The sequence below is a fragment of the Chlorobium sp. N1 genome (assembly GCF_004332115.1).
GTDB lineage: Bacteria > Bacteroidota > Chlorobiia > Chlorobiales > Chlorobiaceae > Chlorobium.
The window spans coordinates 239384-258461 of the sequence record NZ_SJPA01000001.1 but is presented as its reverse complement, the minus strand read 5'-3'; the positions used below and the strand labels follow the sequence as shown (position 1 = coordinate 258461).

Annotated in this window: 19 protein-coding genes; 4 read left to right on the top strand and 15 right to left on the bottom strand. The window is 64.9% G+C overall.

The window, feature by feature from the left end:
- Nucleotides 1-5 precede the first annotated feature (5 nt).
- Complete coding sequence (locus E0L29_RS01155) at nucleotides 6-2288, top strand: ComEC family competence protein (RefSeq protein WP_131353694.1); 2283 nt, start codon at nucleotides 6-8, stop codon at nucleotides 2286-2288.
- Nucleotides 2289-2294: 6 nt separating this feature from the next.
- On the opposite strand, the gene E0L29_RS01150 is transcribed toward E0L29_RS01155, so the two are convergent.
- From E0L29_RS01150 to E0L29_RS01130, 5 genes are all read right to left on the bottom strand, one after another.
- Nucleotides 2295-2567 carry a hypothetical protein gene (locus E0L29_RS01150; RefSeq protein WP_131353692.1) on the bottom strand — a complete coding sequence of 91 codons (273 nt, stop codon included), beginning with the start codon at nucleotides 2565-2567 and terminating at the stop codon, nucleotides 2295-2297.
- A complete protein-coding gene (locus E0L29_RS01145; RefSeq protein ID WP_131353690.1) occupies nucleotides 2564-3163 on the bottom strand; it encodes an NUDIX hydrolase in 600 nt (199 codons plus the stop codon). The genes E0L29_RS01150 and E0L29_RS01145 overlap by 4 nt, the downstream gene beginning before the upstream one ends.
- Nucleotides 3160-4599, bottom strand: coding sequence for an ABC transporter permease (locus E0L29_RS01140; protein WP_131353688.1), 1440 nt, complete (start codon nucleotides 4597-4599; stop codon nucleotides 3160-3162). The genes E0L29_RS01145 and E0L29_RS01140 overlap by 4 nt, the downstream gene beginning before the upstream one ends.
- Before the next feature lie 148 nt (nucleotides 4600-4747).
- A complete protein-coding gene (locus E0L29_RS01135; RefSeq protein ID WP_131353686.1) occupies nucleotides 4748-5362 on the bottom strand; it encodes a 50S ribosomal protein L25/general stress protein Ctc in 615 nt (204 codons plus the stop codon).
- A gap of 29 nt (nucleotides 5363-5391) precedes the next feature.
- The gene (locus E0L29_RS01130; RefSeq protein ID WP_131353684.1) at nucleotides 5392-6363 is read right to left on the bottom strand and encodes a ribose-phosphate pyrophosphokinase; all 972 of its coding nucleotides are present in this window, start codon (nucleotides 6361-6363) and stop codon (nucleotides 5392-5394) included.
- Between the two features lie 179 nt (nucleotides 6364-6542).
- On the opposite strand from E0L29_RS01130, the gene lpxD reads away from it, so the two are divergent.
- Nucleotides 6543-7601: a UDP-3-O-(3-hydroxymyristoyl)glucosamine N-acyltransferase gene (lpxD, locus tag E0L29_RS01125; protein ID WP_131353682.1), complete on the top strand. Its 1059-nt coding sequence runs from the start codon at nucleotides 6543-6545 to the stop codon at nucleotides 7599-7601.
- 41 nt (nucleotides 7602-7642) lie between these two features.
- Here the strand turns inward: lpxD and E0L29_RS01120 are convergent, their stop codons facing one another.
- From E0L29_RS01120 to E0L29_RS01075, 10 genes are all read right to left on the bottom strand, one after another.
- Nucleotides 7643-8038: a nuclear transport factor 2 family protein gene (locus E0L29_RS01120; RefSeq protein ID WP_131353680.1), complete on the bottom strand. Its 396-nt coding sequence runs from the start codon at nucleotides 8036-8038 to the stop codon at nucleotides 7643-7645.
- Between the two features lie 125 nt (nucleotides 8039-8163).
- Nucleotides 8164-8853, bottom strand: a complete 690-nt coding sequence (locus tag E0L29_RS01115) for an OmpA family protein (protein WP_131353678.1) — start codon at nucleotides 8851-8853, stop codon at nucleotides 8164-8166.
- Nucleotides 8854-8929: 76 nt separating this feature from the next.
- Nucleotides 8930-10165: an ABC transporter permease gene (locus E0L29_RS01110; protein WP_131353676.1), complete on the bottom strand. Its 1236-nt coding sequence runs from the start codon at nucleotides 10163-10165 to the stop codon at nucleotides 8930-8932.
- A gap of 8 nt (nucleotides 10166-10173) precedes the next feature.
- Complete coding sequence (locus E0L29_RS01105) at nucleotides 10174-11439, bottom strand: ABC transporter permease (protein ID WP_131353674.1); 1266 nt, start codon at nucleotides 11437-11439, stop codon at nucleotides 10174-10176.
- On the bottom strand, nucleotides 11436-12125 hold the full coding sequence (locus E0L29_RS01100; RefSeq protein ID WP_131353672.1) for an ABC transporter ATP-binding protein: 690 nt from the start codon (nucleotides 12123-12125) through the stop codon (nucleotides 11436-11438). Before E0L29_RS01100 ends, E0L29_RS01105 begins: the two co-directional genes overlap by 4 nt.
- Nucleotides 12126-12149: 24 nt before the next feature.
- Entirely contained in the window at nucleotides 12150-13382 is a 1233-nt protein-coding gene (locus tag E0L29_RS01095) for an efflux RND transporter periplasmic adaptor subunit (protein ID WP_131353670.1), read from the bottom strand.
- 9 nt (nucleotides 13383-13391) lie between these two features.
- A complete protein-coding gene (locus E0L29_RS01090) occupies nucleotides 13392-14783 on the bottom strand; it encodes a TolC family protein (protein ID WP_131353668.1) in 1392 nt (463 codons plus the stop codon).
- 158 nt (nucleotides 14784-14941) lie between these two features.
- Nucleotides 14942-15559, bottom strand: a complete 618-nt coding sequence (locus tag E0L29_RS01085) for a hypothetical protein (protein WP_131353666.1) — start codon at nucleotides 15557-15559, stop codon at nucleotides 14942-14944.
- Nucleotides 15560-15567: 8 nt separating this feature from the next.
- Nucleotides 15568-16653 carry a D-alanine--D-alanine ligase family protein gene (locus E0L29_RS01080; RefSeq protein WP_131353664.1) on the bottom strand — a complete coding sequence of 362 codons (1086 nt, stop codon included), beginning with the start codon at nucleotides 16651-16653 and terminating at the stop codon, nucleotides 15568-15570.
- 25 nt (nucleotides 16654-16678) lie between these two features.
- On the bottom strand, nucleotides 16679-17101 hold the full coding sequence (locus E0L29_RS01075; protein ID WP_131353662.1) for a CoA-binding protein: 423 nt from the start codon (nucleotides 17099-17101) through the stop codon (nucleotides 16679-16681).
- A gap of 281 nt (nucleotides 17102-17382) precedes the next feature.
- Here E0L29_RS01075 and E0L29_RS01070 point away from each other — a divergent pair, with 281 nt between their 5' ends.
- Nucleotides 17383-18210 carry a lipoate--protein ligase family protein gene (locus E0L29_RS01070; RefSeq protein WP_242664229.1) on the top strand — a complete coding sequence of 276 codons (828 nt, stop codon included), beginning with the start codon at nucleotides 17383-17385 and terminating at the stop codon, nucleotides 18208-18210.
- Nucleotides 18207-19040, top strand: coding sequence for a 3-methyl-2-oxobutanoate hydroxymethyltransferase (panB, locus tag E0L29_RS01065; protein WP_131353660.1), 834 nt, complete (start codon nucleotides 18207-18209; stop codon nucleotides 19038-19040). Before E0L29_RS01070 ends, panB begins: the two co-directional genes overlap by 4 nt.
- Nucleotides 19041-19078 lie beyond the last annotated feature (38 nt).

The following is a 19078-nucleotide window of genomic DNA, read 5'->3' as shown; positions in this document are numbered from 1 at the left end:
TTTCTTTGAAAAAGAAGAATATACGAAACAATGGCTTAGAGCCCGTAAAAATTATACGCCGGCAGGATCCGGCCGTCCTTGCCGGGCTTGCGCCCTATCCCGCCCTCCGCCTTCTCCTCCCCGCCGTGGCGGGCATCCTCTCCGGTACCCTCCATCCCTTTCCCCTTGGCGTATGGATCGCGGCTTTCCTGGCCGCTCTCACCCTCACCCTCGCTGCGCTCGCCTCCGACGCATGGCGCCGGCGCGGCCGCTTTCCCTCCTTTCCCGCAGCGCTCGGCTACCTCGCTCTCGTCTACCTGGCCTTCGGCGCCTACAGCGACTTCCTCTTCAATTACGTGCCGCGTGCGGGACTCATTGCCCATGCGGGCCGCACTGTCGTGGTTGCGGGTCGGGTTGCGGAGCGCCCCGCAGTATCCCGGAGCGGCACCTCCTTCATGCTCGAGGTCGACCGCCTGCACGAGGGCGGGCGGGAGCGGGCGTTTCGGGAGCGCGCTTCGGTGTTCGTCCGGAGCATTCGCGGCGAGGGGCCGGATGTCAGGGCGGGGGACAGGGTGCTCGTCAAGGGGACGGTCGGGATGGCAAAAGGGCCTGCCAACCGTGGTGAGTACGACCCGCACCGGCGCGCCCGGCTGAAGCGGGCCTCGGCCGGGATCTTCTCTGCGGGGCCGTGGCAGATCATTCACGAGGACGGGCGCCTTCCCTCGCCCTTCGAGCGATTCCTCGTGCGCCCCGTCCACGACTACATCATTTCGACCCTTCATCGCTTTTTCCCCGAGGACCCCCGGCGGCAGTTCATGGCGGGAGTGCTGGCCGGACAGCGAGACGGGCTCGATGCGGATCTCGACCTGGCGTTCCGCCGGACGGGGACGGCGCATATCCTCGCCGTCTCAGGACTGCATGTCGGGCTGCTGGTGCTGGTCGTCAACCTGCTGCTCCACCGGCTGCGGGTGACCGCTCCCGGGCGTGTGGGGGTGTTTCTCCTGACTGTGCTGATCCTCGTCGTCTACGGCTCTGTGGTCGGCGGCGCCCCTTCGGTGAAGCGGGCTTCGCTCATGACGGTGGCCCTGCTCGGAGGCGGGGTGACGGGCAGGAAGAGTTTTCCGCTGAACTCCCTCGCCTTTGCCGACCTCGTCCTTCTCCTGCTCGATCCTCTCGAGCTTTTCTCCGTCGGTTTCCAGATGACCAATGCCGCCGTCGGCGGCATCCTCCTGCTGCTTCCCCGCCTCCACCCGTCTCTTTCGCCGGCGGGCGGCCGGGCGGCGCGTGCCTGGCATGCCATCCGCGGGAGTCTCATGCTGACGGTGGCGGCAAGTGCCGGCGTCGCTCCGCTCATCGCCCTCTATTTCGGGACATTCTCCCTCGTCGGCATCGCGGCCAACCTGCCGGTCGTCTTCTTCTCCTCCATGATGGTCTACGCCCTCCTGCCGGCGCTCCTCCTGAACCTTTTTTCCGCCTCTGCCGCCTCGCTTTTTGCTGCAAGCGCCTGGTTCTTTTCGGGCCTCGGCGTCGATCTGGCCCGGTGGTTCTCCGCCCTGCCGTTCGCCTCGGTGCCTTTCAGCCCCGGACCTGCCGGGGTGCTCGGCTGGTATCTGGCGCTTGCCGCGCTGCTGCTTCTCATTGTCCGCCGAGGGCGGCGCGCCCCGGCCATCATGCTGCTGCTTTGCGCCATGAACCTCGTCGTGTGGAGGCCGCTCCTCCATGGCTCGAGGGAACTGCCGCCCTCCGCCCTCACGGTCAACCTCGGGGGCGACGTGGCGATGCTGTTCAGTTCGGGGAGGGAGAGCCTGCAGGTGGACTGCGGGCGCGGCGGGGGCTCGCATGAACGGATTGTGGACCAGGTCGAGCGCTTCTTTATGCCGCCCGTTGCGGCCGTCGCCGCGTTCGCCTCTCCCGACTCCCTGGTCTCGAGGATTCCCGCCGATCGCCGGATGCTCCGGGGGGACGCACTGCTGCGCCTGCCCTCGATCCTCGTCTTCCGTCCGGAGCCGGGGGTGCTGCGGGCCTGGAGCCGCCGGCGTTCGCTGGTGATGGTGAAGGGGGTCGGGGGGCTGCGTTCGCCGGGTGGCGTGCCGCGGAAGGGGGATCTTGCCGTCGTGCGGCTCGGCCGGTTCCGGCCGAAGGACAGGGCGGCGCTTTCAGACTGGCTCCATGAGGCCTCGCCCGGCCTTACGGTGCTGGTGGCGGCGCCCTTCATGCCGAAGGCGGAGCGGGCTTTTCTCGGATGGTTCGCCGCTCGGCAAGAGGGGGTTTGCCTTCGCTCGAAAGCCGGGCAGGTGGTCTTCCCCTGAAGGAGTTCAGTCGTTCTGGCGGCCGAAGAGCCCGCTGTTGAGCATGCTGTCGATGATGCCGGCGACCTCCGCAGAGAGTCCCGGGGGGTTGATCTTGCCGATCACCTTCGCAAGGGTGTAGAGCTTGCCCTCGATCGGCAGGAACCTGTTGACGACGACCACCCGGTCCTCCCTCAGGCGGCAGTCGCCTCCGAGGAAGTTGCCCTTTTCATAGCGCAGGGCGTATCCGTGCTCCTTGATGGCCGCTTCGAGCAGCGCCAGCTGTGCGGTTTTCTTCATTGTTCCTCCTGTCCAGGGCGCCCGTTTGTTCCGGTTCCGTTCTTGCGGCCGATGAGGTAGCGCAGGAGCGGGGCCGCATGGAGAGCCTGCACCATTCCGCCCGAGTCGATGAGCCCGAGCAGCTCGTCCGGCGAAATCGGGGCGAGGGTGATCTCCTCGGTCGCATCGAGCTCCTGGCTTCCGAGCAACTCCACCCCTTCGGCGAGGAAGGTCGTCGATCGGTTGTCCTGCAGCGCCGGGTTTGCGCTGAGCTCCATCATCCGGCGCCACCTCCCTCCGCCGTAGCCCGTCTCTTCGCGCAGTTCTCTCTGTGCGGCCTCCATGAGGCTTTCCCCCTCGCGGTCGTGCACCCCGGCCGGCAGCTCATAGAAGACCCCGCCGATACCGTGGCGGTACTGGCGGATGAGGACGATCTTTCCGTCCTTCCGGACGGCGATGACGTTCACCCACGGCGGGAACTCCTGCACGTAGTAGTCCTCGATGATCCTGCCGCTCTGCAGGCGCACCCGGTCGCGCCGCAGGGTGAGCCACGGCTCGCGGTGCAGGTACTCCGTCGACAGGGTCGTCCACGCCGTGGGATCGCCCGCCCTGCTCACTCCTGCCCCCGCATCCTGGGGTCGAGGGCGTCGCGCACGCCGTCACCGACCAGGTTGAAGCAGACGACGGTGACGAGGATGGCGATGCCCGGGAAGGTCGATATCCACCAGTGGTTGAGCAGGCTGTCGCGGCCCTCGTTGATGATGTTGCCCCAGCTCGGGACCGGCGGCTGGACGCCGAGGCCGAGGAAGGAGAGGCCCGCCTCGGTCAGGATGATGCTGCCGATACGCAGCGTCGCGGCGATGATGACCGGGGTGAGGGTGTTGGGGGCGAGGTGGCGGAAAATGATGCGCAGGTGCGAGAGCCCGAGCGAGCGGGCCGCGAGGATGAACTCCTGCTCCTTCAGCGAGAGCACCTGGCTGCGCACGATGCGCGACACGCCCATCCATCCGGTGAAGGAGAGGGTGATGACGATGAGGTAGATGGAGTTGCCGAAAGTCGCGATGATGATGAGGATGAGGAAGAGCGCCGGGAAGGCGATGAGGATGTCGACGAGGCGCATCGCCAGGGCGTCGACCCACCCGCCGAAGTAGCCCGAGGTGACTCCGACGACGGTGCCGAGCGTCACCGAGATCAGCACCACGAGGAACCCGATGGAGAGCGATATGCGCGAGCCGTAGACCACCCGGCTGAGGATGTCGCGTCCGTACTGGTCGGTTCCGAGGCCGAAGATCCGGCTGACGGCCGGGTTCGCCGGATCCATCAGCTCTTCAACAGGCATGGTTTTCGTCCGCATGCCCTGGCGGTAGGTGACGGTGCCCTTTTCGATCCGGTAGCTGTCGACGAATCGCACGGCGTTCGGCTGGTTGCGTGTCTTGAGTGCGCGGAAGTCTGAAATGAGGCTGTTCTGGAGGCGCACGGCCATTCCCTCGCCCTGCTGTATGGGGATCTCGAGGGTTTTTTGCTGTTTGAGCACGAGCGCCTCGAGCTGCGTCATGGGAGGCCGGTAGGCGGTGACGAGGAAGTCCTGCTGGTCGTAGGGGCTGAACGGGGCGATGAAGGGGGCCAGGAATGCCGTCGAGTAGAGGATGAAGATGATGGCGGAGGCGACGAGGGCGATGTTCTGGCGCATGAAGGCCCTGAAGCTGATCTTCCGGAGGCTTGCCTCCTCTTCGCCGGGTCCGTTCTCTTTGCGGCTCTTCCGCCGTTTTCTCCAGAGCAGCACCGAGAGGACTGCGGGGATGGCGACGAGGTAGGCGGCCCCGATCCAGAACGCCGCGATCTCGGGGGTGAAGATGGCCGAGAGTGCGGACGGGTCGAGCACGAGCAGCAGAGCTGCCGACGAGAGCGAACGGAAGCTCAGCAGGATGAGCGGAGCCTCCCTGAAGAGAAGCAGGAGAAAGACGGCGAGTACTGCGGGGATGAACCATCCCGAACCCTGTTTCCGGCCGGGAGGGGGCGTGCGGTGCGCCGGTGCGGTGGTATCTGGTTTCACGCTGAGGCTTGTTGGCTCTGGCTGGTTTCGGGTGCTGCCCGGGAGTCGGGCGGGCCACGCAATATTAAGCAAAAATACAAAAAAAGCCGCCTTCCCTGAGGGATGGCGGCTCTTCTGTTGAAAACGCGGGAGCGCGGGCTCCGGGCAATCAGGCCTCTTCGGCGGCTTCCGGGGTTGCGGCAGCGGCTTCCTCGGTCGTCTCCACCTCTTTCCTGGGAGCGAGGACGCTGACGACAGGGGTGTCGGGATCGTCGACGAGCTCGAGTTGCCCGAAGACCTCGGCAGGGATCTCCCTGACGTGGATGCTGTGTCCGACCTCGAGCGACGTGACGTCGATCGTGAGGTGCGCAGGCATGTCGCCGGGTTTGCCCTTCACGTGGAGGGAGTGGCGCAGGATCTGGAGCTTGCCGCCCTTCTCGACGCCTGCAGCATCACCCTCGATGGCGACCGGAACCTCCATCTCGATGACCTCGTTGGCCGAAACCAGCTGGAAGTCGGTGTGGATGATCCTGTCGGTGACGGGATGGAACTGCACCTCCTTGATGAAGGAGCGCTTGGTCTTGCCGTCGGGGAACTTCAGGTCGATGATGTGCGACTCGGCCGAGTTGACGAGCTTGCTGAGCGCGATCTCGTTGACGCTCACCGCCACGGTCTCTTCGCCCTTATGGTAGATGACCGCGGGCACCTCGCCGGTCTTGCGGAGCTTTCCGGCGGCGTTCTTCTTTATTTCGCGGGGAGCGACCCCGAGTACTGTTGTTTCCATGCTCTTCCTGTCCTCTTAACGGCTAGTGTTTAATGGTTGTTCGTGATTTTCTGGGTGATGTTCTTGCTGTCGAAAAGGCAGCTGACCGAATCATCTTCGTAGATGCGCTTGATCGCTTCTCCGAAGAGGTTGCTGACCGTGACGGTCTGGATTTTCGGCGAGTACTCGTGGCCGGTGACCACGGAGTCGGTGACGATGACCTTTTCGAGCACCGAGGCGTTGATGCGCTCGATCGCCGGTCCCGAAAGGATCGGGTGGGTGGCTGCCGCGTAGATCTTCAGTCCGCCGGCATCGCGGATGGCCTTGGCGGCGTTGACGAGGGTCCCGGCGGTGTCGATCATGTCGTCGACGAGCAGCACGTTCTTGCCTCTAACGTCGCCGATGATGTTCATCACTTCCGCGACGTTGGCCTTCGGACGGCGCTTGTCGACGATGACGAGGTCGGTGCCGAGTTCCTCGGCGAACTTGCGGGCGAGCTTCACGCCGCCGACGTCAGGGGAGGCGACGACGAGGTTGTCGCGGAACGCCTCGTGGCGGACGTGCTCGATGAGGACCACGCTCGAGTAGAGGTGGTCGAAGGGGATGTCGAAGAATCCCTGGATCTGCGCTGCGTGCAGGTCCATGGTGAGGATGCGGTTGGCGCCGGCCTTGGTGAGGAGGTTGGCCACGAGCTTGGCGGTGATGGCCACGCGGGGCTTGTCCTTTCGGTCCTGGCGTGCGTACCCGTAATAAGGGATGACGGCGGTGATCCTTGCCGCCGAGGAACGGCGTGCGGCGTCGATCATGATCAAGAGCTCCATCAGGCTGTCCCCGGGAGGGTTCGTCGACTGGATGATGAACAGGTCGGAGCCCCGGATCGACTCGAAATAGTTGACCGAAATCTCGCCATCGGAGAAGTTCTCCACCTTGGCATCGCCGAGGGGCATGTCGAGATAGGCGGCAATTTTTTCTGCAAGCACGGGGTTGCTGCGGCCTGCAAAAATTTTAATGGGTTTTGCCATCGTGTCCTGCATTTTCGGGTGAAACGGGTTATATTATGGCAGTTCTTCAACGCCCCGCGGTATCCTTCTCCGTCCTTTCCGATCCGATACACTTACGGGGACTCCGAATATAATGAAAACGGGCGAAAAATTAATATTTTTTTCCTCTTTTTGACCTGCGACCCCAGAGCTTCAGCGCCATGACCATCCAAGAGATCAAGCAGTACCTTGCACAGTTTTTCGAACATGTCGAGCTCGTCGGCGATGGCGGAGGCGCGATCAGCGGCCCCGCCAAGATCGAATCCGCCGCGGCCGGCGAGGTCACCTTCGTCGCCAACGAGAAGTACCTCCGCTACCTTTCTGAAACCAGCGCCTCCCTCGTCATCGTCCACCGCTCGGTTGACGTCACGGCGCATGCAGGCCGGCGCTCGTTCCTGAAGGTCAGCGACCCCTATACCGCATTCGTCTTCGTGCTCCAGCGCTTCGCCCGTCCCCGGACCCTCGCCCGTCCGGGTGTGGCTCCGACGGCCGTCATCGGCGAAGGGGTCTCCATCGGGGATGGGGTCACGATCGGCGACCATGCCGTCGTCGGCGACCGCTGCTCGATCGGCGCCGGCACCACCATCGCTCCCCACGCCGTCATCATGCACGACGTCAGGATCGGCGGGGAGTGCACCATCTTTCCGCATGTCACCCTCTATGACGGCACCCTCATCGGCGAGCGGGTGGTGATCCACGCCGGCACCGTCATCGGGGCCGACGGATTCGGCTTCGCGCCGCAGCCGGACGGTTCCTACGTGAAGATCCCGCAGATGGGGATCGTCGAGATCGGAGACGATGCCGAAATCGGCGCCAACGCCACGATCGACCGCGCCACGATGGGCAGTACCGTCATCGCAAAAGGGGTGAAGATCGACAACCTCGTCCAGGTGGCCCACAACTGCCGCATCGGCGAGCATACGGTCGTCGCCGCGCAGGCGGGCATTTCCGGAAGCACCATCATGGGCCGGAGCTGCATGATCGGAGGGCAGGCGGGATTCGCCGGCCACCTCGAGCTGGCCGACCGCACCCATGTCGCCGCCCAGGCCGGCGTCTCGAAATCCTTCCTCGAGCCCGGCACGGCCATCCGCGGCTATCCGGCCCAGCCCATGCGCGACCAGCTCCGCCACGAGGCGATGCTTCGCCACCTGGGTTCCATGAAAGAGAAGATCGACCGCATCGACAAGGTGCTCAAGGAGCAGGGCGGCTCGCAGGAGTGATGCTGCCGGGCGCCCCTTCGCGGGGGCGCCGCAGCGATGCTTCAGGAGAGGTTCCTCGGAACCTGCGAGGAGTGATGGTGGATGATCGGCTTCGGCTGCGAGAGATCCACGACGAAGGTGAAGCGCGAGGGGAAGCTCAGCAGCACCCCGTCGACCTCGAACTCGAACGAGTAGATGCCGCTTATGGTCGAGATGTTCTCGCTCATGACGTGCGTGCGCAGCGCCTTGCTGTGCAGGCGAACGCCGATGCCCTCCCTCGTGGCCAGCTGCGCGAAGTACCCCCGGATGGCCTCCGGGCCCATGACCGTGTGTGGTGAGAATGTCGGTATCAGCACCGCGTCGTCATGGTAGAGTGCGGCGATTTCGTCCGGATTGGCGCTGCAGACCCGGGTGACCCATCCGAAAAGGATCTCTTCGGCCGTCTTGAAGTGTGTCATGGGGGTGTTTTGTTCGTTCGTACGTTGGTTCCGTTTGTTGTTCATCTCGCAACCCCAAGATAAAAAAAACCCACCACAAGAGCTGCGGCGTGTTTGACTGAACCCGTTTTCCCCTCTTTTCTTTCCTACATTCTCAGCTCGCCGCTCTGGGCCTGCTCCTTCAGCTCGTCATTGGCGTAGATCAGCACCTCGACCCTGCGGTTCAGGCGTCGTCCCGCTTCGGTTTCGTTCGAGGCGACGGGCCGGGTTTCGCCGTACCCTACCGGCGAGAGGCGGGAAGAAGCGACCCCGTAGGTCTTCAGGAGGTTGGCGACCGATTCGGCGCGCCGCTCCGAGAGCAGCTGGTTCTGGGCTTCGCTGCCGAGGGAGTCGGTATGGCCTTCGATGACCATGTTGGTGTCTCCGTAGCGGTTGAGGATCCTGGCCAGCTTCTCGATGTTGTACCGGCTGCTTGATGTGATGGTGGACGACCCGGTGGAGAAGAGGATGCCGGAGTCGAAGACGACGCGGATGCTCTCGCCGACACGCTCCACCTTCGCGCCCTGGACATCGCGGTCGATCTCTGCGGCCTGTTTGTCCATGTAGTTGCCGATGAGCGCGCCGGCCGCGCCGCCGACTGCCGCTCCGATGAGCGCGCCCTGCACCCAGCTGCCGGACCGGCTGCCGATGACGCCGCCGATCACCCCGCCGGCCGCGGCTCCGATGCCCGCACCCCTGCCGGTCCGGCTGGTTGTTTCGCAGCCCCAGGTCATGGTGGCGGTTGCCAGGATGAGGAGAAAGGCGAGGGGGCGGCTGAGTTTCAGGATCTGTGTCATGGCGTCTCTGTTTTGTCGTTTGCGGCGGGGGATTTATATGTAAAATATACAAAGGGGCCGCAATAATTCAGAAGGATTATTTGCCCCTGAGCGCTTCGACGGGGTCGAGGTTGGCGGCCTTCCACGCCGGGAAGATTCCGAATCCAACGCCGATGGCCGAGCAGACGGCCATGGAGACGGCGACCCAGAGGTAGGGGACGGTGGGGGGGAGCTGAAGGTTCAGCGCGACGAGGTTGCCCGCTCCGGTTCCCGCCGCGGCCCCGAAGAGTCCGCCGACGAGGGAGAGGAGGATGGCTTCCAGGAGGAACTGGCGGAGGATGCTGCTTTTGGGGGCGCCGATGGACTTGCGGATGCCGATCTCCCTTGTCCGTTCCGTGACGCTGACGAGCATGATGTTCATGATGCCCACGCCCGCCGTCAGCAGCGCCATGAAGCTGATGATGAAGGCGCCGACGCTGATGGCTCGCTCGATGTCGCGGAAGGACTCCACGAGCGATTCGTTGGTCCGGATCTCGAAGTCGTTGGCTTCCCGTATCCCGAGCCCCCTGGCCAGGCGCATGGCGCCGACGGCCAGGTCGAGCGTTTTCGGGTACTCCTCCCGGGAGCGCGCCTCCACCGTGATCGAGAGGCTGCCCTTTTCGTTGACGTGGCTGAGGTAGCGTGTGACGGGGATGAGCATGAAGTTGTCCTGGCTCTGGCCGAACGCCGCGCCCTTGCGTGTGAAGACACCGGCCACCCGGTAGACCTTCCCGGCGATGCGTACCGGTTCGCCGATGGGGTTTTCGCTGCCCGGGAAGAGCGCCCGGGCCAGGTCGGCCCCGAGCAGGGCGGCGTTCCTGGCGTAGCGCACGTCGTTGTCGGTGAGGTTGCGTCCGAATGCGAGGCCGAGCCCGTTGGCCGCAGCGAAGTGCTCGTCGCCGCCGACGAGCGTGACGTCCGGGTTGGTGGTGCGGTTGCGGTACCTGGCGCGGTTTCCCTGGCTGGAGATGCTCAGGCCGACCGTCCGGGCTTTTCCCTCCATGTTCCTCCTGAACTCCTGCGCCTGGCGCCAGCTGATGTCGGGGCGGTTGACGTAGAGGTTGCGCCGGTGCCCCCTGCCGAAGACGGTTGCGGGGTATTTCTGGATCTGGAAGGTGTTGGCGCCGAGGCTCGCCAGCCCGGACTCCACGCTCCGGTCGAGGGCGTCGACGGTGGTCATGACGGCGATGATCGAGAAGACGCCGACGGCCACCCCCATGATGGTGAGCCATGAGCGGAGGCGGTTGGCGCCAAGGGAGGAGAGCGCCTGGCGGATGATCTCAGAAAGCGGCATGGGCGTTGCTATTCATGTCTCAAGGCATCGGCCGGATCGAGTTTCGAGGCTGTCACGGCCGGGGCCAGGCCTGAGGCGATGCCGGTCGTGACGGAAACGATGAGCCCTGCGGCGACGAGTCCGAAGGAGAAGCTTACCGGGAAGTCCGGCACGATCCGGCCGATGGCCCAGGTGATGGAGAGCGCCGTGAGGAGCCCGACGAGCCCGCCGATGAGGCAGATCATCACCGACTCGATGAGGAACTGCATGAGGATGGTCTTCCTCCGGGCACCGAGCGCCTTGCGCAGGCCGATTTCCCGCGTGCGCTCCTTGACGCTGACGAAGGTGATGTTCATGATGCCGATCGCGCCGACGAAGAGCGACATGCCGGTGATGAAGATGCCGGCTGCGGCGATGCCGTTCTTGATCGGGTCGAGCTGGCTTTTGAAGGCCCGCTGCTCGTTGATGGAGAAGTCGTCCTCCGTGCCGGGCGGGAGGCGGCGGATCCTGCGCATAATGCCCCGCAGCTCGTCCTTGGCTTCCGTGAGGTGCTCCTCCTGGCGGATCTTCACGCGCATGGTGACGAAGGCGTTTTTGCCGTAGACGCGCTCGAACGCCCCGATCGGCATGATGACCTGGTTGTCGAAGCTGAAGAGCCCGAGGAACTTGCCCTGCTTGCGGAAGGTGCCGACGACGCGGAATCGGGTGTTTTTCAGCGTGATGGTTCGTCCGACGGCCGAGCCTTCGCCGAAAAGGCCGCGGGCGATGTCGTCGCCGATGACGGCGACCCGGTCTCCGGCCGCAGATTCCCCGGGCGTGAAGAACCTCCCTTCGGCCAGGTCCCCCGAGGCGGTTTCGGGGTAGCGCTCGTCGGTGCCGAGCGCGAAGGCCTGTTCGATCGACTGGCCGGCCTCACGGACCGAGGCCCGGTAGGTGGAGATCTGCGGGACGGCGACCAGCAGCTCGGAGCGGGGGTTGCTTTCGATGATGCGGTTGATGGTTCCGCTGTAGTCGGTCTTGAGGTCCGGCCGGTTGCGGTACCTCCACCACTCTCCCATGGTGCTCCAGGAGGTCTTCTGCACGTAGACGACGTCGTAGCCGATCATGGCGAGGCTGCGCTCGAAGCCCATGTCGATGCCGTTGATGGCCGTGCCCATCATGGTGATGGCCACGATTCCTATGATGACGCCGAGCGCGGTGAGGAACGAGCGTATCCGGTTCTCCTGTATCTGGAAGAGCGCCATCCTGAAGCTTTCGCCGCTCTCGTAACGGAATTGCCGCAGACGCTTCTTCATCGCCGCTCGTCGCTTTCCACGCGGCCGTCGCGGAGCCGTATGATCCGTTTCGTGTACAGGGCGATCTCCTCTTCGTGGGTGATGAGGATGATGGTGTTGCCCGCCCGGGAGAGCTCGCTGAAGATCTCCATGATGTCGTGGCTCGTCGTGGAGTCGAGGTTGCCGGTCGGTTCGTCGGCCAGGATGATCGAGGGGGTGTTGATGAGCGCGCGTGCGATGGCAACCCGCTGGATCTGTCCTCCCGAGAGCTCGGAGGGGCGGTGGGCGATGCGGTCCTGCAGCCCGACCCTCCCGAGGGCCGATTCTGCCCGCTCCCGGCGTTCTTCGGGTTCGACGCCGGCGTAGATCAGCGGCAGCTCGACGTTCTGCAGGCAGTTGAGGCGCGGGAGGAGGTTGAAGGTCTGGAAGACGAAGCCGATCTCGCGGTTCCTCACGCGGGCGAGCTCGTCGTCGTCCATCTGGGCGACGTTCTCCCCGTTGAGGATGTAGGTGCCGGAGGTGGGCGTGTCGAGGCAGCCGATGATGTTCATGAGGGTGGACTTTCCGCTGCCGGAGGGGCCCATGATGGCGGCGTAGCCGTTAGGCTCGAACGCGAGCGACACGTCGTCGAGCGCCTTGACGAGCTGGTCTCCCATTTCGTAGTACCTGCAGAGCGACTGCATGGTGATGACGGCTGGTGAGGGCATAGGGTTCAGGGTTCGTTCTCTTGCTCAATCGGCCAGGCGGACCTGCTGGCCGTCCTGCAGCTCGCGGCTGATGGCCGTGTAGCTGCCCGATACCACCTGTTCGCCCTCCTTCAGCCCGTCGGTGACGACGATGTGGGTGTTGTCGGTCGTGCCGGTCTCGACGGGCGTGAAGTGCACCTTCCGGCCCCTGAGGACGAAGACCCCCTGGCGGTTCTCCTCGCGCGTTGCGCCCCTGGCGCCGACCCGTTCGCGCACCGCCCCGATCCCCGGGGCGCGCAGGGTGACGCTCTGTATGGGGACGACGAGCGCGTCCTTCACCCGTTCCGTCTCGATGTCGGCCGTGGCGCTCATGCCGGGCTTGAGCAGGCGCTCATGGTTGTAGATGCGCACCTTGACGGCGAAGTTGGTGGCCTCCTCCTGCGTGCCGGCCGCCGTCGAGACGGCAGCGTTGGCGATCTCGTGCACGGTACCCCTGAAGGGACGTTCGCCGTAGGCGTCCACCGTGACCGTTACCGGGTTGCCGATACGGATGTTGACGATGTCGTTTTCATTCACCTCGACCTCGACCTGCATGCTGTCGAGATCGGCGAGGCGCATCACCTCGGTGCCGGCGAACTGGCCGGTGCCGACGACCCGCTCGCCGAGCCTGCTTTCGATCGAGATGATGGAGCCGCTGATCGGGGCGCGCACGACGGTCTTCTTGAGCCGGTCCTGGTTCTGCTCGAGCAGGCTCCGGTTCTGGGCGATGGCGTAGCGCGAGGAACTGTAGGCGGCGCGCGCCGCCTCGGCTGCGGTCTTGGCCGAGAGGTAGTCGCTTTCGGAGATCAGCGTGTCCCTGAAGAGGATCGTCGACTTGCGGAAATCGTCCTCGGCCTTGACCTTCCTCGAAAAGGCCTCGAGGCTCAGCGCCTTGGCCTGGTTGAGCTGCGCCAGGCTCTGTTCGACCTGGTTGATGTAGACGTCCGGCTGGATCTTGAAGAGGAGCTCCCCTTTCCTTACCTGCCGGCCTTCACTGACCGGCAGCTCGATGATCTCGCCGGAGACGTCGGGCGAGATTGCCACATCGGTTTCCGGCTGGATCTTGCCTGTTGCCGTGACGAGGTGGACGACCTCTTTGCGCATCGCAGGTTCCACGCTGACCTCGGGCTCCTTGCTGCCGCCGAAGAAGATGGCGGCGAGGGCGACGATGGCCGCCATGGCTGCGGCTGCGAAAAGCAGCATGCGTTTTTTCCTGCCGGGTGTTTTTTTCCTGTTCATCGGTTTCGCTCAGGGTTGGGGGTTCACGGGCAGCGGGACGGTGCCCGTGGCATAGGCGATCACGTTTTTCTGCAGCTCGAGCCCGTAGCGTGCCTGCGTCAGGCTGGATCGGGCGCTGAAGAGGGCGGCGCGGGCGGCGGAGAGGTCGACGAAGCCCGCCGCCCCGAGTTCGTATTTCTTCCTGACGGCCTCATATGCCGAACGGGCGGCCCTGAGGCTCACCTCGGCCGTTTCGGTTTCGCCGAGGGCGGAGCGGTAGTCGCCGTATGCCTGGCGGAGGTCGATTTCGATGTCGCGACGCAGGTCGCCGAGGTCGAGCTCCCTGTCGAGCCATCCGATCCTAGCCGACTGTACCTGGTAGGCGGTCAGCCATCCGTCGAAGACGGTCCAGCTGAGCCCGATCGAGACCGCCTGGCCGACGGAGCGGTCGAGCTGGTCCCCGAGAGCCGGCGTGTCGTCGAGCGTCGGCAAGCTGCCGAGGTAGCGGCTGGCATCGCTCGAGAGCGTCCAGGTGGCGTCGATGGAGGGGAGGCGTCGGCCGCGGGCCTGGCTCAGCTTCCATCGGGCGGCGCGGGTTTCGAGTTCGCTTCCCCTGAGGTCGGCGCGCTGCACGAGGGCCGTCTGCAGGAGCGAGTCGAGCGGGGGGAGGGCGTAAGGCGTTGCGCCCATCTGCCTGGGTGGATCGGCAAGGGCGACGGGTTCGGCCGGATCGCGCTGGATTCGTCGCAGGAGCTCGAGAAGGCTCCGTTCGGCGCGGGCCCCGGCCCGTATGGCCGCGAGCCGGCGGGATGCGGCTTCGGCTTCCTGCTGGTAGCGGTCGGTCATGGACTTCAGCCCTACCCTGAACTGGTTCTCGGTCAGCTTCAGTTGGTCTTCCGAGGTGGCGAGGTCCTCCAGGGCGATGGCGTGCAGCTCGCGGTCGAGGAGGGCCTGGTAGTAAGCCTGGGTGACGTCGTAGGCGATGGTCTCATAGGCCCGCCTGAGGCTGAGCCGTGCGGCGCGCCTCGATTTCAGCGCCGCCTGCAGGGCGGCGTAGTCGCCGAGGCCGTTGAAGAGGTTTATCGAGGCGCTGAGGGTGGCCGAGGCGGATTCGGTTTTCGTCGTGGAGTATCCCTCCGGGGTGGTGGCCGTGGCGGGCGAATAGCCTTTTGATACCCGGTATGGGGAGTAGGCGCCGGAGGCCGTGAGGGCGGGAAGGAAGCGTCCGTAACTCTGGAGCACGTCGGTCCCTTTCAGCGTGAGGGCGTGTTCGGCCTTTTTGCCCGTCGAGGCGGTCGCGAGCGCTTCGCGCAGGCACTCGTCGAGGGTGAGCCGGCGCGGACGGGCTTCTTCGCTCCGGAGCGAGGCGGGGGAGAGGAGCAGGATGAGGAGCGCGGTGAGCCAGAGTCGTGGTGACGGCATCGATGGTGCTGGTGTGGTACGGATTAAGGCCTGTTTGCGGGCCCGTGCCGCTGTTTTGCAATATAAGGAAGAGCGGGCACTGCCCCGTAAGCGTCATGCGCATATGCATCTTACTACCGTCGATACGCCTGAAAAGTTTCCGGGTGGGGGGGGGAGGCTCAGAGGTTCTCGAGCAGGGCGTCGATCTCCTGCATGTAGCCGGCCGCGTTTTCCGGCTGGAGCCGGATGAGCTGGGTGTAGACCTTGATGGCCTTTTTCGTCGCTCCCTGCATGCTGAACAGGCGGGCGAGGGTCTCGGTGGGGACCTCGATCGACTCTTCGTCGGAGAAGGGCATCTTCTGTTCGACGATCGGGGTCGGATCGGCGGTCTCCGCGGCGATGGCGGGCTCGAAGTTCATGAGCGCTTCCGAGAGCTTTTCGAGCTCTGCCGTCAGCCGGTCGGCGGGAGCCTCGGTGCTTGAGGCGGGCGCGCTCTTCAGGGCGGCGTCCATATCGTCTGCCGACCAGAGATCCAGGAGTTCGCGGCGGGCCACCTGGTTCGCGGGGGCGATCGCGCAGCAGGTCTTGAGGTGGTCCATGGCGGCCGCGATGCTTCCGGTTCCGCGGAGCGCACGGGCGTAGAGGATGTTGAAGAGGTAGGAGTCGGCGAAGAGCGTTCTGTGGGGGCTCAGGCGTTCGAGGGCCGTCTGGTGCTCGCCGCGCGAGATGTCGAGCGAGACCTCCGCGAAAAACAGGTGGGGGTTCAAGGCGCCTCCCATGTCGTCGTTCGTCTGCATGGCTTTGTTCAGGCCGAAGCCCCCTCTTCGGGTTCCAGGGCGAGCCGGATGAGCCGGTCGGTCAAGAGGGTGAAGGGCGTTCCGGCGGCTTCCATCAGCCGGGGGTACATGCTGACCGGGGTAAAGCCCGGAATGGTGTTGACTTCGTTGAAGACGATGCTTTTGTTCCCTTCGTCGACGAAGAAGTCGACGCGCGCCATCCCGCGGCACCCGAGCGCACGGTAGGCCGTGATGGCGGCCTGGCGGACCTCTTCCTGGAGCGGCGCGGGGATGCGCGCGGGAATGAAGAGGCGCGCCGTGTCGTGGATGTACTTGTCCTCGTAGTCGTAGAACTCGCCGCCGGGTTCGATCTCGCCGCAGGGTGATGCCTCGGGTTCGCCGTTGCCGATGACGGCGACCTCGACCTCGCGGCCCTTGACGGCCTCCTCCACCAGCACCTTCGTGTCGAGGCTGCAGGCGTGGGCGAGCGCTTCGGGCAGTTCGTCTTCAATGTGTACCTTCGTGATGCCGACCGAGGAGCCGAGGCTCACGGGTTTGACGAACATCGGGAAGGTGAGCGTTTCCTGTGCGCGCCGGTGCGCCGCTGCGGGGTCGGCGTGGTACTCCCGGCTGAGAACGGTCACCGAGGGTGCCACCGTGAGCCCGGCGTCCCGGGCGGCCAGTTTCGTGAGCGCCTTGTCCATGGTGAGGGCCGATGCGAGCACCCCGCAGCCGGTGAAGGGCACCTGCAGGGTCTCGAGCAGCCCCTGTACCCGGCCGTCTTCGCCGTAGGAGCCGTGCAGGACCGGGAATGCGACGTCGATATGGCGGAAGTCGAAGTTGAAGGGAGCCTGGCCGGACGATTCAGCCATCCGGCGAAGGGTCGCCGATGCCGATTCGAGCGAACTGCTCCGGATGAGGGATGAAAGATCGAGCCGGAGTATCTCTTCGGCCACGCCGCCGGCGTACCAGTCTCCGTCGCGGGCGACGTATATCGGCAGGACGCGGTAGCGCTGGCGATCGATGTGCGCGGCGACGGCCCGGGCGGATATGACCGAGATTTCATGCTCTGCGGAACGGCCTCCGAACAGGAGGGCTACGGTGGTATGGGGCATGGCGGTGTCCGGCGGTGTTCAGGGTTCAGTTGAGGCGGCGCTGGTGCTCGACCGAGATGCAGCGGTTCTCTACGACGATGAGGCCGGCCTCGCGGGCTTTTGTTGCGGCAGGCCCGTTGGTCAGGCCGAGCTGCATCCAGACCGCCTTCGCCCCGATGGCGATCGCCTCGTCGACGACGGGAGGGATGTCTGCCGGCTTGCGGAAGATGTTGACGACTTCGACCGTTTCGGCCACCTCCGGCGGCATCGAGCTGAGCGAGGGGTAGCAGGTGCGATCGAGGATGGAGTTCTGGCCGGGGTTGACGGGAATGACGGTGTAGCCGGCATCGATCATGTAGCGCGCCACGGCGTTCGACGGCCGTTCCGGTTTCGGCGAGAGGCCGACGATGGCGATCGTGCGGAACGAGCCGAGTATCTCTTCTATCGAGCTGTCTACTGATGATGCCATGGTTCTCCTTTTTTATGCCCGGTTTTTCGGTGGCTTTTTCAACGCGGTGTAGGCCCGGGGGCCTCTTTGTTCTGCTGTTCGTCAAAATAGCCCCCGCGGACGAGACAAACAATTTCCCCGGGCATTTTAATGAGTGAGCCGACGCCGCTTTTTTCCTTTCTGCGTTCTCGGCCGTTCCGGGGGCGTGTTGGCGGCGGTCCCTTTTTGGGCTATCTTGGCTTTCCGGCAACAGCGCCCTTGGGGGCGCCGCACAGGCAGAATGAACTCCCAGTACTCGAGCGATGGCTCCCGTTCCCGCTTTCTCCTCCATCTTCACCATCGACACCGGCTGCATGAGCGGAGAGGCGAACATGGCCTTCGACCGCCGGATGATGGAGGCCTTCGCCGACGGGCGCTTCCGGCGCGAGTTCGGGGAGGGGAGCTGCCTCTGGCGCTTCTACGGCTGGTCCCCCCATGCCGTGAGCCTCGGCTACAACCAGGATCCTTCGTCCATCGATCGGGAACGGTGCCGGAGGGAGGGGGTCGATATCGTCCGCCGGCCGACCGGAGGGCGTGCGGTGCTGCACGGCGACGAGTTCACCTACAGCTTCATTACCGACTCGGCGACGCCGAACACCGAGCTGTACCGTTACGTGCACGAGGTGCTGCAGGCGGGGCTTGCAGGGCTTGGTGTCTGCTCGGAGTTCTGCCGCTCGAGCCTCCCTGTGCGGGGCGCTTCGGCACCGGTGGCCTGCTTTGCCGCATCGGCGCGCCACGAGCTGCAGGTCGATGGGCGGAAGCTGGTGGGATCGGCGCAGCGCCGCAGCGGCCGGGTGCTGCTCCAGCATGGTTCGCTGCCGTTTTCGCGGCGCGACATGGATATTTCCCGTTTCGTTATGGAGGCGGGGGAGGGGGATTCTCTGGCTGTTCGCGATGAGCTGGCGAGGAAAACCGTTTCCCTTGAGGAGATTCTTGGTTACATTCCATCCTACCGGCGGCTTGTCGAACTGATGACGGCCGCACTCGAAACCCATGGCGGCGCCCGGGTGGTGCCGATTCCGTCGGAGGGGGAGGATGATTCCGGCCGGCGGTCTTTTCCCTCATTCATACAGGAGATCTTGCGAGCATGAACAAAAGCGCACAGCAGAAGGCCGCCCACGTCACCACGCGCCGCCTCTACGACATGAAGCAGAACGGCGAGAAGATCTCCGTCCTCACCGCCTATGACTATACGATGTCGAGGATCCTCGATCGGGCCGGCATCGACGTCATCCTCGTCGGCGACTCGGCAAGCAACGTCTTTTCCGGCCACAACACCACCCTGCCCATCACCGTCGACGAGATGATCTACCATGCCAGGGCGGTCGTGCGGGGGGTGCAGGCCGAGACCGGCCGGGCCATGGTGGTCGTCGACATGCCCTTCATGAGCTACCAGCTCTCCGGGGAGGAGGCCCTGCGCAACGCCGGAAAGATCATGAAGGAGCACGAGTGCGACGCCGTGAAGATGGAGGGCGGGCGCACTATCGCCGACACCGTCAGGCGCATCACCGATGCCGGCATCCCCGTCATGGGCCATCTCGGCCTCATGCCACAGTCAATATACAAGTACGGCAGCTACAAGGTGCGGGCCGAGGACCGGGCCGAAGCCGAGCAGCTGCTCGAGGACGCCGCGGCGCTCGAACGTGCCGGAGCCTTCGCCGTCGTGCTCGAAAAGATCCCCTCGTCCCTGGCCGGGGAGATCTCCGGGATGCTCTCCATCCCGACGATCGGCATCGGCGCCGGAGTGGAGTGCGACGGCCAGGTGCTCGTCGTCAACGACATCCTCGGCCTCAATCGGGAGTTCCACCCCCGTTTCGTGCGCCAGTACGCCGACCTCAACACCATCATCGAAGAGTCCGTCCGCCGGTATGTCTCCGATGTCCAGAGCGGCGGCTTCCCCTCGGCGGAGGAGAGCTACTGATCCTCCCCGCAGGAGACCTGGGCTTTACAGCCTCGGCG

Excerpts from the sequence above, each read along its gene's own strand:
- E0L29_RS01150 (WP_131353692.1), bottom strand. The coding sequence starts at position 2,567 with ATGAAGAAAACCGCACAGCTGGCGCTGCTCGAAGCGGCCATCAAGGAG.
- E0L29_RS01135 (WP_131353686.1), bottom strand. The coding sequence starts at position 5,362 with ATGGAAACAACAGTACTCGGGGTCGCTCCCCGCGAAATAAAGAAGAAC.
- E0L29_RS01130 (WP_131353684.1), bottom strand. The coding sequence starts at position 6,363 with ATGGCAAAACCCATTAAAATTTTTGCAGGCCGCAGCAACCCCGTGCTT.
- lpxD (WP_131353682.1), top strand. The coding sequence starts at position 6,543 with ATGACCATCCAAGAGATCAAGCAGTACCTTGCACAGTTTTTCGAACAT.
- E0L29_RS01120 (WP_131353680.1), bottom strand. The coding sequence starts at position 8,038 with ATGACACACTTCAAGACGGCCGAAGAGATCCTTTTCGGATGGGTCACC.
- E0L29_RS01115 (WP_131353678.1), bottom strand. The coding sequence starts at position 8,853 with ATGACACAGATCCTGAAACTCAGCCGCCCCCTCGCCTTTCTCCTCATC.
- E0L29_RS01110 (WP_131353676.1), bottom strand. The coding sequence starts at position 10,165 with ATGCCGCTTTCTGAGATCATCCGCCAGGCGCTCTCCTCCCTTGGCGCC.
- E0L29_RS01105 (WP_131353674.1), bottom strand. The coding sequence starts at position 11,439 with ATGAAGAAGCGTCTGCGGCAATTCCGTTACGAGAGCGGCGAAAGCTTC.
- E0L29_RS01100 (WP_131353672.1), bottom strand. The coding sequence starts at position 12,125 with ATGCCCTCACCAGCCGTCATCACCATGCAGTCGCTCTGCAGGTACTAC.
- E0L29_RS01095 (WP_131353670.1), bottom strand. The coding sequence starts at position 13,382 with ATGAACAGGAAAAAAACACCCGGCAGGAAAAAACGCATGCTGCTTTTC.
- E0L29_RS01090 (WP_131353668.1), bottom strand. The coding sequence starts at position 14,783 with ATGCCGTCACCACGACTCTGGCTCACCGCGCTCCTCATCCTGCTCCTC.
- E0L29_RS01085 (WP_131353666.1), bottom strand. The coding sequence starts at position 15,559 with ATGCAGACGAACGACGACATGGGAGGCGCCTTGAACCCCCACCTGTTT.
- E0L29_RS01080 (WP_131353664.1), bottom strand. The coding sequence starts at position 16,653 with ATGCCCCATACCACCGTAGCCCTCCTGTTCGGAGGCCGTTCCGCAGAG.
- E0L29_RS01075 (WP_131353662.1), bottom strand. The coding sequence starts at position 17,101 with ATGGCATCATCAGTAGACAGCTCGATAGAAGAGATACTCGGCTCGTTC.
- E0L29_RS01070 (WP_242664229.1), top strand. The coding sequence starts at position 17,383 with ATGGCTCCCGTTCCCGCTTTCTCCTCCATCTTCACCATCGACACCGGC.
- panB (WP_131353660.1), top strand. The coding sequence starts at position 18,207 with ATGAACAAAAGCGCACAGCAGAAGGCCGCCCACGTCACCACGCGCCGC.